Here is a 15,101-nt window from a genome sequence, read left to right on the forward strand (position 1 = left end):
GCAGGAGACAAAAACCAAAAACGGTGAGGAAAAACGCTAGGTGGTACGGCGGGAAGCGAAGCAGGAAGCGGAAGCCGGCAGAGGTGAAAAGGGGGAAGAAGAAGACGGAAGACGGAAGACGGAAGACGGAAGACGGAAGACGGAAGACGGAAGACGGGAAGTGGAAGTGGAGACGGAGGCAACACCAGCCTCCCGCATCCACCGCCCCCTGACATCCAGGCAAATAGCTAATCGCTAAAAACCCTCGCGGTCTGCTTTTACGAGTCCCAAATCCCGACTCCCAAATCCCCGCCCCTCAACTACTTGACGCCCAGCTGGTCCAGCACGAAGGCATAGGATTCGGCCAGTTCGCGGTAGCGGCGGAAGCGGCCGGATTTGCCGCCGTGGCCGGCTTCCATGTTGGTGCGGAAGACGATCGGGTAGGTGCCGGTGTTGTCGTCGCGGAGCTTGGCGACCCACTTGGCCGGTTCCCAGTACTGCACCTGCGAATCCCACAGGCCGGTTCCGACGAACATCGCCGGGTAGGCCTGCTTGCGCACGTTGTCGTACGGGGAATACGACAGCATGTAGTCGTAGTAATCCTTGGTTTCCGGGTTGCCCCATTCGTCGTATTCGTTGGTGGTCAGCGGGATGCTGGCATCGAGCATGGTGGTGACCACGTCCACGAACGGCACCTGCGCGACCATCACCCGGTAGTCCTGCGGGGCCATATTCGCCACCGCGCCCATCAGCAAGCCGCCTGCGCTGCCGCCGGAAGCCGCAACGCGGTCCTTGGCGGCGTAGCCCTGTGCCACCAGGCCGCAGGTGATGTCGACGAAGTCGTTGAAGGTGTTCTGCTTGTGCAGCAGCTTGCCGTCGTCATACCACTGCCGGCCCATTTCCTGGCCACCACGGATGTGCGCGATGGCATACACCACGCCACGATCCAGCAGGCTCACCGCCGGCAGGTTGAAGGCCGGGTCCATCGACATGCCGTAGCTGCCGTACGCGTACTGGAACAACGCGGCAGTGCCGTCTTTCTTGAAGCCTTTCTTGTAGACCAGCGACACCGGCAGCTTGACGCCGTCGCGCGCGGTCACCCAGACGCGTTCGGTCACGTAGTTGCCGGCCTCGTAACCGATCACCGGCTGCTGCTTGAGCAGCTTGCGCTCGCCGGTCTGCGTATTGAGTTCGTAGGTGGTGGCCGGTGTGGTCAGCGAGGTGTAGGTGTAGCGCAACCACGCGGTGTCCGGCTCGGAGTTGACCGACAACCCCATCGAATACGCCGACTCGTCGGCCTTGACGTACTCGTGGCTGCCATCGCGCTTGAGCAGGCGGACGCGCTCCAGGCCACCGGACCGTTCTTCGATGGCGGTGAAGCCGTCGAACAGTTCGTAGCTTTCGATATACACGTTCGGGTCGTGCGCCACCCAGTCGGTCCACTGCTTGCGCGTGGTCGCATTAGTGGGCGCTGTGACCAGCTTGAAGTTCTTGGCGCCATCGGCATTGGTGCGGATCACCCAGCGGCCATCGAAATGCTCCGGCTGGTACTCGACGTCGCGCTCGCGCTTGGCAAGCACGGTGAAGGTCTCGGGTTTGTCGGCCGGCGCATAGCGGGTTTCCGAGGACACCGTGCTCTCCACGCCGATGACGATGTACTTGTCGTCACGGGTGCGGGAGATGCCCATGTAGAAGCTGTCGTCTTTTTCCTCGTAGACCAGCACGTCGTCCTTGGCCGGCGTGCCGAGTACATGCTTCTTGACGCGCACGGTCAGCAGCGTTTCCGGGTCGTTTTCCACATAGAACAGGGTCTTGTTGTCGTCGGCCCACACCACGTTGGCGGAGACGCCTTCCACGGTGTCCGGATAGACCTCGCCGGTCTCCAGGTTCTTGAAACGGATGGTGTACTGGCGGCGGCCCACTGCATCGTCGGCCCAGGCCAGTATGCGGTTGTCCTGGCTGACTTCGGCATCGCCAACACTGAAATAGCCCTTGCCCTCGGCCAGGGTGTTGACGTTGAGCAGGATTTCTTCCGGTGCGTCCATGCTGCCCTTGCGGCGCGCCTGGATCGGGTAGTCCTTGCCGGCCTCATAGCGCGTGTAATACCAGTAGCCGCGCTCGCGGTACGGCACGCTGGCATCATCCTGCTTGATGCGCCCGACAATCTCGGTGTACAGCGTGTCTTCCAGCGGTTTCAGCGGCGCCATCAAGGCATCGGTGTAGGCGTTTTCGGCGTTGAGATACGCCAGCATGGCCTTGTTCTCACGCTTGTCGTCGCGCAGCCAGTAGTAATCGTCGTTGCGGGTGGCACCGAACGGGGCCTTGACCACGTGCGGATGCTTGGCCACGTCCGGCGGCGTCGGGAGGGCGGCAAGTGCGGAAGGAACAGAGCTGGTCATCAGGCTGGCGATCAACAAGGTCAGGACAGGTTTCATCAGATTGGGGTCCGTTGGATGAACGCAATGCCATCCCAGCGCGCGAGTGTGGAAGAGGCCGCCGGGGAGCGTCATGTGTCCGAGGTCATGCTGGTCTATCATCTTCGCAATGGACTCCCTGCTTTCGCCCGTGTCCGGCTATAGCCGCCGCAGCCAGGACATCGCGCCCTTCCATGTGATGGCCCTGCTGGCCCGCGCCAACGCACTGGAACAGGCCGGCCACGATGTCATCCACCTGGAAATCGGCGAGCCGGACTTCACCACCGCTGCGCCCGTGGTGGCCGCCGGCCAGGCTGCATTGGCGGCAGGCCACACCCGTTACACCGCTGCACGCGGGCTGCCCGCGCTGCGCGAGGCGATTGCCGGGTTTTACGCGCAGCGTTACGGCTGCCGCATCGATCCGGAGCGCGTGCTGGTCACCCCGGGCGGCTCCGGCGCCTTGCTGCTGGCCAGCAGCCTGTTGGTCGACCCGAGCAAGCATTGGTTGCTCGCCGACCCGGGGTATCCGTGCAACCGCCACTTCCTGCGCCTGGTCGAAGGTGGCGCGCAGCTGGTACCGGTGGGCCCGGATAGCGACTACCAACTGACCCCGGCGCTGGTGGATGCCTACTGGACGGCCGACAGCGTTGGCGCGCTGGCGGCCTCACCGGCCAACCCCACCGGCAGCGTGCTCTCGCGTGCGCAGCTGGCCGCGTTATCGCAGGCCTTGCAGGCGCGTGGCGGCCACCTGGTGGTGGATGAGATCTACCACGGCCTGACCTACGGCCTGGACGCGCACAGCGTGCTGGAAGTGGACGACAGCGCGTTCGTGCTGAACAGTTTTTCCAAGTACTTCGGCATGACCGGCTGGCGCCTGGGCTGGCTGATCGCCCCGCCCTCTGCGGTGCCCGAGTTGGAAAAACTCGCGCAAAATCTCTACATCAGCGCCTCGTCCATCGCCCAGCATGCGGCGCTTGCGTGTTTCACGCCAGAGAGCATCGCCATCTTCGAAGCGCGCCGCGCCGAATTCCAGCAACGCCGCGATTACCTGTTGCCTGCACTGCGCGCACTGGGCTTCGACATCGCCGTCGAGCCACAAGGCGCGTTCTATCTGTATGCCGACATCAGCGCATTCTCCAAGGACGCGCAGGCCTTCTGTACGCACTTCCTGGAAACCGAGCATGTCGCCTTCACTCCCGGCATCGACTTCGGCTTCCACCGCGCCAACCAGCACGTCCGCATCGCCTATACGCAAAGCCTGCCGCGGCTTGAGCAGGCGGTAGAGCGGATTGCGCGTGGGTTGCGGCATCTTTGATTTCGCACTACGCGATGAGCACGGTTCATCTCCGCAGCTGCATTTAGAGCGGCAGCAGCACACGCATTGCCGTCGATATAAACAGGCGTAGCTGCTGTTTTTCCTGCCTCTGCGCTTTTCTTTTGCGCTTCTGCTCTGGCTGCTGGCTTGCGCCTCCGCTCGCCCTGGAGCGAGCCGAGCACCGCAGTCACGCGTGGCCGAAGAGGCGCCCTGTCTGAGCGTAGCGCGTTTGGGCGCCGTGCCGCGCGTAGCGAGCAGCGCGGGGCACCGGTGCAGCTCCATCGCACCGGATCGCGTCGCGCGACATGGTCTTGGTTACTTTTGCTGAAACAAAAGTAACCCGCGCCGCAAGGCGCGGAAACTGTTGCTTGCTACTTTGCTCGGGGCTTTGTTTTGCAGTTGCTTATCAAACACGCATCAATCACCACGTGCAGCCGTACCCTCATCCGCCCTTCGGGCACCTTCTCCCGCAGGGAGAAGGAAGCATAAAAAAGCCCTGAGCCAATCGACCCAGGGCTTTCTTCAGAGCAAGACACAACGAAAGCAACTCGACTTAGGGATGGTCTGATCAACGGCGTCGGAGGATGAGCCTAACCACATCGGCCAGGCCGACGGCGCTCAGATCCTCGATTTTTTGCCGTTTCCGGCGCGTTTGCAGGGTGTTGCCCGCGTTACAGGCGCACGCTCCCCATAGCAGGCATCAACTGCTTTCGCTTTATCCACAGATTGGAGAGCGCAAACAGCGTCAGCACCTGCGCGGTGTTCTTCGCCAAGCCGCGATAGCGGACCTTGGTGTAACCGAACTGGCGCTTGATCACCCGGAACGGATGCTCCACCTTCGCACGCACGCTGGCCTTGAAGTGTTCCCAACGCTGTTCCCGAGCACGCTCCCGCTTGTTGCCGATGGCTTGCAGCACCGAACGCTTGGCAGCAATGAAGAATGCAGCCTCGCAGTCCTGCAGTTCTTCGCGCTTATCCGCACCGGTGTAGCCGCTGTCGCCGAACACGCTGTCTTCGTTGCCATGCAGCAACGTGTGCATCACCGTGACATCGGCGACATTGGCCGCTGTGCAATGGACGTGGTGCACCAGCCCGGAAAACTCATCCACGCAGATGTGCGCCTTCATCCCGAAATACCACTGATTACCCTTCCTGGTCTGATGCATCTCAGGGTCGCGCGCATGGTCGGCATTCTTGGTCGAGCTGGGCGCAGCGATCAGCGTCGCATCGACGATCGTGCCGGAGCGCAAGCTCTGGCCCTTGCGCGCCAGATGCGCGTTGACGGCTTCCAGCATCCGTGCGGCAAGGCCATGGGTCTCCAGCAAGCGCCGAAAGTTGAGAATCGTGGTCTCGTCCGGAACGTTGTCCAAGCCACCGAGCTGGGCAAAGCGCCGCAAGCTCGGAATCTCATGCAGCGCTTCTTCCATCGCCGGATCGCTCAACGCATACCACTGCTGCAGCAAATGAATCCGCAACATCGTCGCCAATGCGTACGGCTGCCGACCTGGCCGCCCCGACACCGGATAGTGCGGCGCGATCAGCCCGACCAGTTGCTGCCACGGAACGACCTGCTCCATCTCGGCCAGAAAAATCTCGCGGCGGGTCTGCTTGCGCTTGCCCAGGCCCTCAGCGTCACCGAACGTCAGTTGCATGGATCACTCCTCAACATCAGGCGGGTAGTGTCGCGTATCTGTGGTGCGTTGTTCAGAGGTTCCTTAGAGCAGCTATCAAAACTACTGCGCAGCCGCCAGGCGGGCGCGGCCGGTGCTCGGAATCCTCATGTACCCCCGTACACTCCGGTTCCTCCGCGCCGTCCGCACCCACCTGGCGGCTGCTCGCTACGTTTTGTTAGCCGCTCTTACAGAACCACTTCCGGCCGGCGCTTCAATCCGCTAAACGCTCCCACAGAAAGCTGTAGGCCAGCGCCGACATATGCGCCGCCTGCGCATTGTTGGCTGCGCCGCCATGGCCGCCTTCGATGTTCTCGTAGTAGGTCACGTCCTTGCCCGCCTCGATCATCTTGGCCGCCATCTTGCGTGCGTGGCCCGGATGCACCCGGTCATCGCGCGTGGAGGTCAGGAAGATCACCGGCGGGTAGGTCTTCTTCGGATCGAACAGGTGATACGGCGAGAAGGTCTGGATGAATTTCCAGTCGTCGGTGTCCGGGTTGCCGTACTCGGCCATCCACGAGGCGCCTGCCAACAGATGGCTGTAGCGCTTCATGTCCAGCAGCGGCACCTGCACCACCACCGCACCGAACAGCTCTGGATACTGGGTCAGCATGTTGCCGGTCATCAGGCCGCCGTTGCTGCCGCCCTGCACGCCCAGGTGCTTGGTCGAGGTGATCTTGCGCGCGACCAGATCCTTGGCCACAGCGGCCATGTCTTCATAGGCCTTGTGGCGGTTCTGCTTGAGCGCGGCCTGGTGCCAGCGTGGGCCATATTCGCCACCGCCGCGGATGTTGGCCACCACGTAAACGCCGCCCTTCTCCAGCCAGGCACGGCCCAGGGCGCCGGAATAATTCGGCGTCATCGAGATCTCGAAACCGCCATAGCCATACAGCAGGGTCGGCGCGCTGCCATCGAGCTTGAGATCCTTCGGCCGCACCAGGAAGTAGGGCACGCGGGTGCCATCCTTGCTGGTGGCAAAGTGCTGCTCGATGCTGTCCTTGCCGGCATCGAAGAACGCCGGCATGGTCTTCAGCGGTTGCGGCGCGGTGCCTACGTCCACCCACGACAAGGTGGTGGGCGTGAGGTAGTCGGTGACGGTCAGCCACAACGCATCGCTGTCATCGCTGTCCACGGCGCCGACATCCACGGTACCGAAGGCTGGCGCACCGACAAAGGCGCTTTTCTTCCAGCCATCCTGCGCCGGCGTGATCACGCTCAGGCGGTTCTTGACGTCTTCCAGTACGTTCAAGACCAGGTGCGAGCGCGTCCAGGTCATGCCGGCCAGCGAGGTGGTGTCGGTGGGCTCGAACAGCACATCGAAGTCGCGCTTGCCCTGCATGAAGGCATCAAAGCGCGTGGCCAGCAGCGAGCCGGCCTTGTAGGTCTTGCCGCCCACCGTCCACGGCTCGCGCAGCTCCAGGGTGAGCCACTCGCGTTTGACACTCTTGTTGGCGGAGTTCGGCGCATCCACCTTTACCAGCGCGCCATCGGCCTTCTTGAAATACAGCTCGTCGTTGTAAAAGGCCAGCGTGCGGCTGACGAAATCACGCTCGAATCCAGGCGTGTCGTCATGCATCGCCATGATGTACATGTCGGTGGGCTTGCCCTCGTACACCACCTTGGCCGTGCTCAGCGGCGTGCCGCGCTTCCACTGCTTGGCAATGCGCGGGTAGCCGGAGCTGGTCATCGCGCCGGCGCCGAAATCGGTATAGACGTAGACGGTGTCCTGATCGATCCAGCCCAGCCCGCCCTTGGCTTCGGGGCGGAAGAACCCGTCCTTGACCCACTGCTTGGTGGACAGGTCGAACTCACGCGTCACGTCCGCGTCGGCACCGCCGCGCGACAGCGCGATCAGGCAGCGCTGGTAGCCCGGGCGCAGGCAATCGGCGCCGTGCCAGACCCAGTTCTCTTTCTCGGCCTTGTTGAGCGCATCCAGATCCAGCACGGTTTCCCACTTGGGCGCCGCCTTGCGGTATTCGTCCAGCGTGGTGCGCCGCCACAGGCCGCGCTCGTGCTGCTTGTCCTTCCAGAAGTTGTAGTAGTAAGGGCCGATCTTCTGCACGGCGGGAATCTTGGCATCCGAGTCGAGCACCTCGCGGATGCTCGATTCCATCTGCTTGAAGGCCGGGGGCACTGCCAGCCGCGCCTCGGTCTTGGCGTTCTGCGCCTTGACCCAGTCCAGCGGCTTGGCGCCGGTGACATCTTCCAGCCAGGCATACGGATCATTGGACACGGCGGTTTCCTCTGCAGAGACGGCGCCAGCAGTGATCAGGCCGGCAACCAGGCAGATCGAGGCGAATTTGGACATGGGGGTTCCCTAAGAAAGCGAGCCGCCGGACCGTAACATAGCCGTTCGGCGGCTTCCCCTGCCGAAGGTCAGGCCGCGCGCGCCTGCGTCGCCGTGCGCGAACCCACGCGACGGCGCTGCGCCTGCGGCCCCCGCCGCCGTGTCCTTGCTGGCCGCTCGCCCCGGCGCGGCAATGCCGGCACGGCGAACCGGTACAGGCTCCACCACGCCAGCATCGGCATGCCGACCAGCCACAGCGGCAACCAGCCGATCCACTCGCTGTGGCCGCGCGCCGCCGGCCACACCAATACCAGGGCCAGCCCGGCCAGGGCGACCTGACGCACTGGACGCAGCACGCGCGGGTCGGGAGTTTCGGAACGACGGGAAAGGCGATGCGACATGGCGGCACTCCGTGGCGGGATGGATGAGGACAGGCCGGCAGAATTGCCTGCGGCCATCTCACCGGCTGCGACCTGTGCGACACCGGTGACAGCGCTGCCGTTTCGCGCGTGTGGCTGGTTGGCGGCGGCGCTGCGCGCTGCTCGCTCGCGGCCGGGGCCCGCGGTGTTCCCGCCGCCGCTGCGCCACTGATGGACTTCCGCCGTGCGTAGGCCGCGCAACGCCGAGCAAGCCTGGTTGGACCAGCACTCGCGCGGTTTCCGGTTCCGGCACCAACCGCATACCACGGCCCTTACCCACGCGTCGCCAGTCGCGTAGCTGTACCGAAGTGCCGCCATGCGCAGCCGGGCCATCCAAGACAGGCGGCGGCGGACCCCAGCATTCGTGCTGTCCCGGTGCATGCATCAACCGCCCCCAGCGCTCCCCAACGCGTTGCCAGTCACGCGGGCTGATCAGCCAGATCAGGCTGATGCGGCATGCGCAGCCGCATCCACCGGCCCGCGGTCAGCGCCGCCACTGCCGCGGCTCCGTCATCTGGCTGCCGTCCACTGGGCCGGCTGCACGCGCGCCCGGCCGGTCCAGCGGCGTTTGTCGACGCCAGGCGCAACCGTTGACGCGAACTTGCCCCCTGCATGCGGTAGTGTGCTGACCCAACTGACCCTCTGTGACTTTGCGATGCGCCTGACCGTTTCGATCGCCCTCGCTTTCCTGCTCGTGCTTGGCCTGCCCACGGCGCAAGCCAAGGACACACCGACCACGGAGCGGCCGATCGACCTGTCCAAGATCATGGGCACCTGGTACGTGATTGCGCGCATGCCCAACCCGGTCGAGCGCGGCCATGTTGCCAGCCGCGACGAATACACCCTGGTGGAAGACGGCAAGGTGGCGGTGCGCTATCGCTACCGCGAAGGCTTCGAGGAGCCGGAAAAGGAAGTCAACGCACGCGCCTCGGTGGACGCGGACAGCGGCAACCGCGATTGGCGGGTGTGGTTCTACAAGGTCATTCCGGCCAAGCAGCGCATCCTGGAAATCGCGCCCGACGGGTCGTGGATGCTGATCTCCTACCCCGGCCGCGACCTGGCCTGGATCTTCGCGCGCAAGCCGGACATGAGCCGCGACCAGTACCGCACCCTGGTCAACAAGATGCGCGACGACTACGCCATCTACACCGACAAACTCAAGCGCGTGCCGCAGCTGCCCGAACAGGTAGGCCGGCTGGGCTTCGAAGTCCCCGATAAGCGCTGATTGGCACCCGCGCACGCGACCATGCCAGCGTGCGCTCCCCGGCGTTGCCCGCCGGGCTTGGAGCAGCGATCAAAACGACTGCGCAGCCACCAGGGCCCGCGCCGGTGCTCGAAACCGGCGTGTCCCCGCGTACGGTCCGGTTCTTCCGCGCCGTCCGCACCCACCTGACAACTGCCCGCTACGTTTTGTCAGCCGTGCTTAGTCGTAATTACTCAACGCCAGCGATAGCAGCGATTTGGCCTGCTCGCGCAACGACATCGGCTCGACGATTTCCGCGTCCGAGCCGTAGTGCAGCACATCCATCAGCAGCTCGCGCGAGACGCTGTACGGCACTTTCAGTTCGTAACGGCCGTCGGGCAGGAAGCGCCCTTGCTGCTTGGAATGCCAGTGCTCGTCGGCCACCCAGCGCGCGGCCTTGGCGCTGAACACGATGGTCGCCCAGCCCTTGGGCGCGCCCGAAAAAATGCCGTAACTGGCGCCCAGCTGCGCATCCAGTTCGCTGTCGGGCACGTCGCGCGCCGTGGTATCGATGATGCGGGCGTGGTTGATACGGTCCACCGCAAAGCTGCGCACGCCCTCGCGGCCGTGGTCCCACGCATCCAGGTACCAGTTGTCGCGGTAATGGGTAATGCGCTGCGGCGACACCGTGCGCTTGGTCGATTCGTCAGTGGAGCGGGCGCGGTAGTCGAAACTCAACTGCTTGCGCTCCAGCACCGCCGAAGCCACGCTGCGGAAGCTGGCTTCGTCCAGCTTTCGGCCGCGGTGCGGGATCACCCGGACCCGGTCCACCGGCCACTGCGAGACGCCGGCCTGGGCAGCGAGCAGGCCTTCGATCCGCTGCTGCAGCGGTGCCAGCATCGAGGACAGCACGCCGCCGCCGGTCCGCGACAGCAGCTGCTGCGAGGCCAGCAAGGCGTGCAGTTCTTCGGAACTCAGCCACAGGCCCGGCAGCTCGAAGCGGTCGCTTTCGCCAGACAGATAGCGGAAGCCGGATTCGCCGTCGCCCTCCACCGGGGCCATCAGCGCATCGCGCAGAAAGGCCAGGTCGCGGTAAACGGTGGCGCGGGAACAGCTCAGCTCATCTTGCAGGCGCGCCACCGTGACCGGGTAGCGGGCCGACTTGAGCAGGCGATGCAGGGCGTTGATACGTTCGTAGCGGTCCATGCGCTGATTATGTCCGAGTCTTCGCGCGGCGGGGTGAGCATCCACGCCCCGCGCAAGGCCTGCCTACCCGGCTTGGCGCAGGGCGCGCGGCGCGCCGATCGCCCGAACCGCCAATGAAGCGCGGCTTCACCCGGTCCTGACGCGGTCGCCCAGTCCGTTATCATGAAATCGCTTTCACCTCTCTGCCCTCCCTTTCGTCTCCAAGAGTGCCGCCCATGTCACGCCGTGCCCCGTTGTCTGCCCTGTTGCCGCTGTTGTTGATCACGCCCACCGTCTGGGCCCAGGCGGTCGCACCGGCGCCGGCAGACCCGGCCGCCGCCTTGATGCCCTCCCCGTGGAGCGGCAGCAGTGGCGAGCTCGGCTATGCGTCTGCGCACGGCAACAGCACCACCGACAGCCTCAACGGGCGCATCCGCCTGCGCTACACCGATGGCGACTGGATCCACAGCCTGGATGCCACCGCGCTGCGCTCGAGCTCGGAATACACCAATACCAACGACGACGGCAGCGTGACGCGCGAGCGCCAGACCACCGCCGAGCGCTACACCGGCAGTGCCGGCAGCGCGCTGCAGCTGGGCGAACACCGCCAGCTCACCGCGACCGGCCGCTACGAACACGATGACTTCGCCACCTACGACCGCCTGGCCACCTTCGGTATCGGTTACGGCACGCGCCTGATCGATGCCGATCGTTTTTATCTGGATGCGCAGATCGGCCCGGGTATCCGCCGCGCGCACAACAGCGACGACGACCGCAACGAGACCGGGCTGATCGGCCGTGGTCTGTTCGACCTGAAATACACCGTCACCGACAACACCGATCTGATCAACACGCTGCTGGTGGAATCGGGCGAATACAACACCTACGCGCAGAACGATTTCGGCGTGCAGGTCAGCATGAATTCGCACTTCGCGCTCAAGGCCGCCTGGCAGATGCGCCACAACAGCGACGTCAGTGAGGGCGACAAGAAGACCGACACGCTGACCACGGTGAACCTGGTCTACACGTTCAAGTAAGCCATTGCGTTTCGTAGGAGCGGCGTTGGCGGTGAGGGTTTTTATCGATTACGTGCAGGTGTTATCGGTAACGCGTTCGCGGCCAAGGCCGCTCCTACGGTCTGGCTAGCGCTTACAACTCCGCCAGCAGCTGTGCGGCGCCCTTTTCGAACAGGCCGTCGGCGACGCGGCGGCCGAGGTCTTCGGTGGCGTCGGGGCTGCCGTGCGCCTCGGCGTGGATCAGGCGGCCGTCGCTGGCACTGCCCACCATGCCCTGCAGGAACAGGTCCTCGCCTTCCCAGCGCGCGAAGGCGGCCACCGGCACGTGGCAACTGCCGTGCAGGGCGCGATTCATCGCGCGCTCGGCCTCGACGCAGGCACGTGTGCGGCCGGCATCCAGCACCGCCAGCAGGTCGTGGATGCGGGCATCGTCGCCGCGGCATTCCACCGCCACCGCGCCTTGCGCCGGGGCGGGCAGCCACTCCGGTGCGTCCAGCCGCGCGGTGATGCGAGCTTCCAGGCCCAGCCGCTGCAGGCCGGCGCAGGCCAGCACGATGGCGTCGTAGCCGCCGTTGTCGAGCTTGGCCAGGCGGGTGTTGACGTTGCCGCGCAGGTCGATCAATTCCAGGTCCGGGCGCGCGGCGCGCAGCTGCGCCTGGCGGCGCAACGACGAGGTGCCCACGCGTGCGCCCAGCGGCAGGGCCTGCAAGGTGGCGTAGAGGTTGGACACCAGCGCATCGGCCGGGTCGCCGCGTTCCAGGATGGCCGGCAGCACGAACGGCGCGTCCAGCTCCATCGGCACGTCCTTGAGCGAGTGCACGGCGCAATCGGCCTCGCCGCGCAGCATCGCCAGCTCCAGTTCTTTGAGGAACAGGCCCTTGCCGCCGATGGCGGCCAGCGAGCGGTCCAGCACTTCATCGCCGCGGGTGCTCATCGGCACCAGCACGACCTCCAGCCCGGGGTGGTGCTGGCGCAGCGCGGTGGCGACGTGTTCGCTCTGCCAGAGGGCAAGCGGGCTCTTACGGGTGGCGATGCGCAGCGTGGTCATGCCGCCATTATCGCGGACACGACGCCCAACTCATACCTGGCGCAGTTGTTCGCGCAAGCTGGCCACACAGCGGCGGCTCACTTCCAGGGTCTGCGGCACGTTGCGCAGCACCGCATGCACCTGGCCATCGCCGCTGCGGCGCAGCTCCACCAGCTCCTCGCGGGCGACCAGGCAATTGCGGTGGATGCGCACAAGGCGCTCGGCGAATTCGTCTTCCAGCGATTTGAGCGACTCTTCGATCAGGTCCTCACCGCGGGCGTGGTGGACGATGACGTACTTCTCCTCCGCCTGCAGATAGCGGATGTCCTGGATCGCGATCAACCGCAGGCTGCCGCGCAGCCGCGCACACAGGTGGGTACGCAGCGGCGCGGCCGGCGCGAGGCTGGGGGTGCGCCCGGCCAGGTAGGTCGCCACGCGTTGCAGCGCGGCAGCAAGGCGCTCGGGGCGCACGGGTTTCATCAGGTAGTCCAGTGCGGCCGCATCGAAGGCCGACAGTGCGTGCTGGTCGTAGGCGGTGCAGAACACCACCGCCGGCGGTTGCGGGCGCTGGCGCAGCAGGCGGGCGGTTTCCAGGCCGTCGACCCCGGGCATGGCGATGTCCAGCAGCACCAGGTCCGGCTGCTGCTGCTCGCACAGCTGCAGGACCTGCTCGCCGTTCTCGGCCTCGCCCACCACCTGCACGTGCAGATGCTCGCCCAGCAGCAGGCGCAGGCGCTCGCGCGCCAGTGGCTCGTCATCGGCGATCAGGACCCGCACTTGCGTGGCCGTCATGGACATCCCCCTCGCTGAAGTGATTCCCCCTCACTTCAACGGTAATGTGATCTCGCAGGCATAGTAGCCCTCCGACCAGCCGGCCGCCATCCGTGCCCCGGCACCGAATTGAAACGCCAACCGGTGCGAGATGCTGGCCTGGGCATGCCCGGCGCCCGCCACCACCAGCGGCGCCTGAGTGCCGGGCTGCGGTGCCGGATTGACGATACGGATCTGCAACTGGCTGCCGCGCTGCCGCAGCGACAGGTACAAGGTGCCGCCCTCGGGCATGGGCGACACCCCGTGCAGCACCGCGTTTTCCACCAGCGGCTGCAGCACCAGCCGCGGCATCGGCAACGCCCACGGCAGCGGTTCCTGCTTGTGCCAGCGCACCTGCAGACGATCGCCCAGGCGCAGCGATTCGATGGCCAGGTAACGCTCGGCCAGCTCGCATTCGGCGCGCAGCGTGGACACGCCCTCGCCCGCCCCCAGCGCGGCGCGGAACAGATCCGACAGGTCCAGCACCGCCTGTTCGGCCACCACCGGGTCGCGCCGCAGCAGGCTGGCGATGAGGTTCATGCTGTTGAAGAGGAAATGCGGGCGGATGCGCGCCTGCAGCGCATCGGCTTCGGCGCGGGCGTTGGCCTGCACCTGCGCTTCCCAGCGGTCGCTGACGTAGAAATAGCGCAGCGCCAGCGCGGTGATCAGCACCACCGTGGCCGCACTGCCGAGCGTAAAACGCCAGAACCCGACCAGCGGGCCGAGCGGGGCCTGGTCGAGCACCGCGTACAGGCCATGCACGATGCCGGCGCCCAGCATCGCCACCACTGCGGCGATCAACAACGCAGCCAGCCCACCCAGCCGTGGCGGCAGCCGCGACAAGGACGGCCGCAGCACGCACAGCAGCACGCTCACCGCCAGGGCCAGCCATAACGCCAGGCCGCTGGCCGACACGAAGCGCGACAGCGTGAAGCTACGCGCAGCGCCGGCTTCGGGCACCAGGGTCACCACCAGCACCACCAGCTCGGCCAGGCCGAGCATCGCGCCCAGGCGGGGCAGCCGGCACAGGTCCGGCATCCAGGCGATCTGCGGCGCGGTGTGGGCCATGGCTCAGACGGCGGTGAAGCGCGCCTGCATCCAGTCGCGCAGGGCGTCGATCTCTTCCACGCAGACCTGGTGGCCCATCGGGTAGCTATGCCATTCCAGCGTAAACCCCAGTGCCTGCAGGGCCTGCGCACTCTGCTCGCCGGCGCGGTAAGGCACCACCGGGTCGGCGCTGCCATGCGCCATGAACAGTGGTTGCGCCAGCGCGCCCGGCTGCAGTTGGCTGGCAGCGGCGGCCGGATCGGGCAGATAGGTGGACATGGCGATCAACCCGGCCAACGGCACGCGGCGCTGCAGGCCCACTGCCAGGGTGACGGCGCCGCCTTGCGAGAAGCCGGCCAGCAGGATGCGGTCGGGCGCAATGCCGCGCGCCTGTTCGTTGGCAATCAAGGCCTCGATCTGGGCCACCGACTCGGCGATGCCGACCTTGTCCGCGCGCTGGGCAAAGTCCATGCCGACGATGTCGTACCAGCCGCGCATGCGCACGCCGTTATTGATGGTGATCGGGCGGATTGGCGCATGCGGGAACACGAAGCGCAGCGCCGGCCACTGCGGGCGCACCAGTTCCGGCACCATCGGCGCAAAGTCGCTGCCGTCCGCACCCAGGCCATGCAGCCAGATCACCGCCCACTGCGGGTTCGGTCCGGTCTCGCGTTCAATCACGTCCAGCATCATCCACCTTCCGGTGACAGGGCTGGGCATTATGCCTTGCGCCCCTGTGCACTCAGCGC

12 protein-coding genes and 2 other RNA genes are annotated in these 15,101 nt (G+C 65.6%); 5 read left to right on the forward strand and 9 right to left on the reverse strand.

All coding sequences use genetic code 11. From position 1 onward, the window contains the following. Positions 1-299: 299 nt before the first annotated feature. Positions 300-2,414: a S9 family peptidase gene (locus ACCQ01_RS19040; protein ID WP_228431374.1), complete on the reverse strand. Its 2,115-nt coding sequence runs from the start codon at positions 2,412-2,414 to the stop codon at positions 300-302. Positions 2,415-2,523: 109 nt separating this feature from the next. On the opposite strand from ACCQ01_RS19040, the gene ACCQ01_RS19045 reads away from it, so the two are divergent. Then, the gene (locus tag ACCQ01_RS19045) at positions 2,524-3,708 is read left to right on the forward strand and encodes a pyridoxal phosphate-dependent aminotransferase (RefSeq protein WP_228431377.1); all 1,185 of its coding nucleotides are present in this window, start codon (positions 2,524-2,526) and stop codon (positions 3,706-3,708) included. 671 nt (positions 3,709-4,379) lie between these two features. Here ACCQ01_RS19045 and ACCQ01_RS19050 read toward each other — a convergent pair. After that, positions 4,380-5,360 (reverse strand): IS5 family transposase, encoded by a 981-nt coding sequence (locus tag ACCQ01_RS19050; protein ID WP_228431379.1) that lies wholly within the window; start codon positions 5,358-5,360, stop codon positions 4,380-4,382. Between the two features lie 127 nt (positions 5,361-5,487). On the opposite strand from ACCQ01_RS19050, the gene ACCQ01_RS19055 reads away from it, so the two are divergent. After that, a non-coding RNA gene (locus tag ACCQ01_RS19055) (sX9 sRNA) lies at positions 5,488-5,562 on the forward strand. Between the two features lie 30 nt (positions 5,563-5,592). On the opposite strand, the gene ACCQ01_RS19060 is transcribed toward ACCQ01_RS19055, so the two are convergent. Next, positions 5,593-7,686 (reverse strand): prolyl oligopeptidase family serine peptidase, encoded by a 2,094-nt coding sequence (locus ACCQ01_RS19060; protein ID WP_228431381.1) that lies wholly within the window; start codon positions 7,684-7,686, stop codon positions 5,593-5,595. A 68-nt stretch (positions 7,687-7,754) separates the two neighbouring features. Continuing rightward, the gene (locus ACCQ01_RS19065; protein ID WP_228431384.1) at positions 7,755-8,066 is read right to left on the reverse strand and encodes a hypothetical protein; all 312 of its coding nucleotides are present in this window, start codon (positions 8,064-8,066) and stop codon (positions 7,755-7,757) included. A gap of 673 nt (positions 8,067-8,739) precedes the next feature. Between ACCQ01_RS19065 and ACCQ01_RS19070 the strand changes: the two genes are divergently transcribed. Further along, the gene (locus ACCQ01_RS19070; protein ID WP_011038600.1) at positions 8,740-9,309 is read left to right on the forward strand and encodes a lipocalin family protein; all 570 of its coding nucleotides are present in this window, start codon (positions 8,740-8,742) and stop codon (positions 9,307-9,309) included. Positions 9,310-9,428: 119 nt separating this feature from the next. Next, positions 9,429-9,503, forward strand: a non-coding RNA gene (locus tag ACCQ01_RS19075) — sX9 sRNA. Positions 9,504-9,507: 4 nt separating this feature from the next. Here the strand turns inward: ACCQ01_RS19075 and ACCQ01_RS19080 are convergent. After that, positions 9,508-10,473, reverse strand: a complete 966-nt coding sequence (locus ACCQ01_RS19080) for a helix-turn-helix transcriptional regulator (RefSeq protein WP_011038601.1) — start codon at positions 10,471-10,473, stop codon at positions 9,508-9,510. A 215-nt stretch (positions 10,474-10,688) separates the two neighbouring features. Here ACCQ01_RS19080 and ACCQ01_RS19085 point away from each other — a divergent pair, with 215 nt between their 5' ends. Beyond that, the gene (locus ACCQ01_RS19085; RefSeq protein WP_012437324.1) at positions 10,689-11,489 is read left to right on the forward strand and encodes a DUF481 domain-containing protein; all 801 of its coding nucleotides are present in this window, start codon (positions 10,689-10,691) and stop codon (positions 11,487-11,489) included. A 112-nt stretch (positions 11,490-11,601) separates the two neighbouring features. On the opposite strand, the gene hemC is transcribed toward ACCQ01_RS19085, so the two are convergent. The 4 genes from hemC to ACCQ01_RS19105 are packed head-to-tail and all read right to left on the reverse strand — an operon-like array spanning position 11,602 to position 15,045. Then, complete coding sequence (gene hemC, locus ACCQ01_RS19090; protein ID WP_012437323.1) at positions 11,602-12,516, reverse strand: hydroxymethylbilane synthase; 915 nt, start codon at positions 12,514-12,516, stop codon at positions 11,602-11,604. 30 nt (positions 12,517-12,546) lie between these two features. Then, entirely contained in the window at positions 12,547-13,287 is a 741-nt protein-coding gene (locus tag ACCQ01_RS19095; protein ID WP_029217061.1) for a LytR/AlgR family response regulator transcription factor, read from the reverse strand. A gap of 30 nt (positions 13,288-13,317) precedes the next feature. Continuing rightward, positions 13,318-14,373: a sensor histidine kinase gene (locus tag ACCQ01_RS19100; RefSeq protein WP_228431385.1), complete on the reverse strand. Its 1,056-nt coding sequence runs from the start codon at positions 14,371-14,373 to the stop codon at positions 13,318-13,320. 3 nt (positions 14,374-14,376) lie between these two features. Next, on the reverse strand, positions 14,377-15,045 hold the full coding sequence (locus ACCQ01_RS19105) for an alpha/beta hydrolase (protein ID WP_228431386.1): 669 nt from the start codon (positions 15,043-15,045) through the stop codon (positions 14,377-14,379). Positions 15,046-15,101: the final 56 nt, after the last annotated feature.

The organism is Xanthomonas sp. NCPPB 4037 (genome assembly GCF_041475695.2).
In the GTDB taxonomy this organism is placed as follows: domain Bacteria; phylum Pseudomonadota; class Gammaproteobacteria; order Xanthomonadales; family Xanthomonadaceae; genus Xanthomonas; species Xanthomonas campestris.

Bases quoted from the DNA above. Each gene is read 5' to 3' on its own strand.
- ACCQ01_RS19040 (WP_228431374.1), bottom strand. From the start codon at position 2,414: ATGAAACCTGTCCTGACCTTGTTGATCGCCAGCCTGATGACCAGCTCT.
- ACCQ01_RS19045 (WP_228431377.1), top strand. From the start codon at position 2,524: ATGGACTCCCTGCTTTCGCCCGTGTCCGGCTATAGCCGCCGCAGCCAG.
- ACCQ01_RS19050 (WP_228431379.1), bottom strand. From the start codon at position 5,360: ATGCAACTGACGTTCGGTGACGCTGAGGGCCTGGGCAAGCGCAAGCAG.
- ACCQ01_RS19060 (WP_228431381.1), bottom strand. From the start codon at position 7,686: ATGTCCAAATTCGCCTCGATCTGCCTGGTTGCCGGCCTGATCACTGCT.
- ACCQ01_RS19065 (WP_228431384.1), bottom strand. From the start codon at position 8,066: ATGTCGCATCGCCTTTCCCGTCGTTCCGAAACTCCCGACCCGCGCGTG.
- ACCQ01_RS19070 (WP_011038600.1), top strand. From the start codon at position 8,740: ATGCGCCTGACCGTTTCGATCGCCCTCGCTTTCCTGCTCGTGCTTGGC.
- ACCQ01_RS19080 (WP_011038601.1), bottom strand. From the start codon at position 10,473: ATGGACCGCTACGAACGTATCAACGCCCTGCATCGCCTGCTCAAGTCG.
- ACCQ01_RS19085 (WP_012437324.1), top strand. From the start codon at position 10,689: ATGTCACGCCGTGCCCCGTTGTCTGCCCTGTTGCCGCTGTTGTTGATC.
- hemC (WP_012437323.1), bottom strand. From the start codon at position 12,516: ATGACCACGCTGCGCATCGCCACCCGTAAGAGCCCGCTTGCCCTCTGG.
- ACCQ01_RS19095 (WP_029217061.1), bottom strand. From the start codon at position 13,287: ATGACGGCCACGCAAGTGCGGGTCCTGATCGCCGATGACGAGCCACTG.
- ACCQ01_RS19100 (WP_228431385.1), bottom strand. From the start codon at position 14,373: ATGGCCCACACCGCGCCGCAGATCGCCTGGATGCCGGACCTGTGCCGG.
- ACCQ01_RS19105 (WP_228431386.1), bottom strand. From the start codon at position 15,045: ATGATGCTGGACGTGATTGAACGCGAGACCGGACCGAACCCGCAGTGG.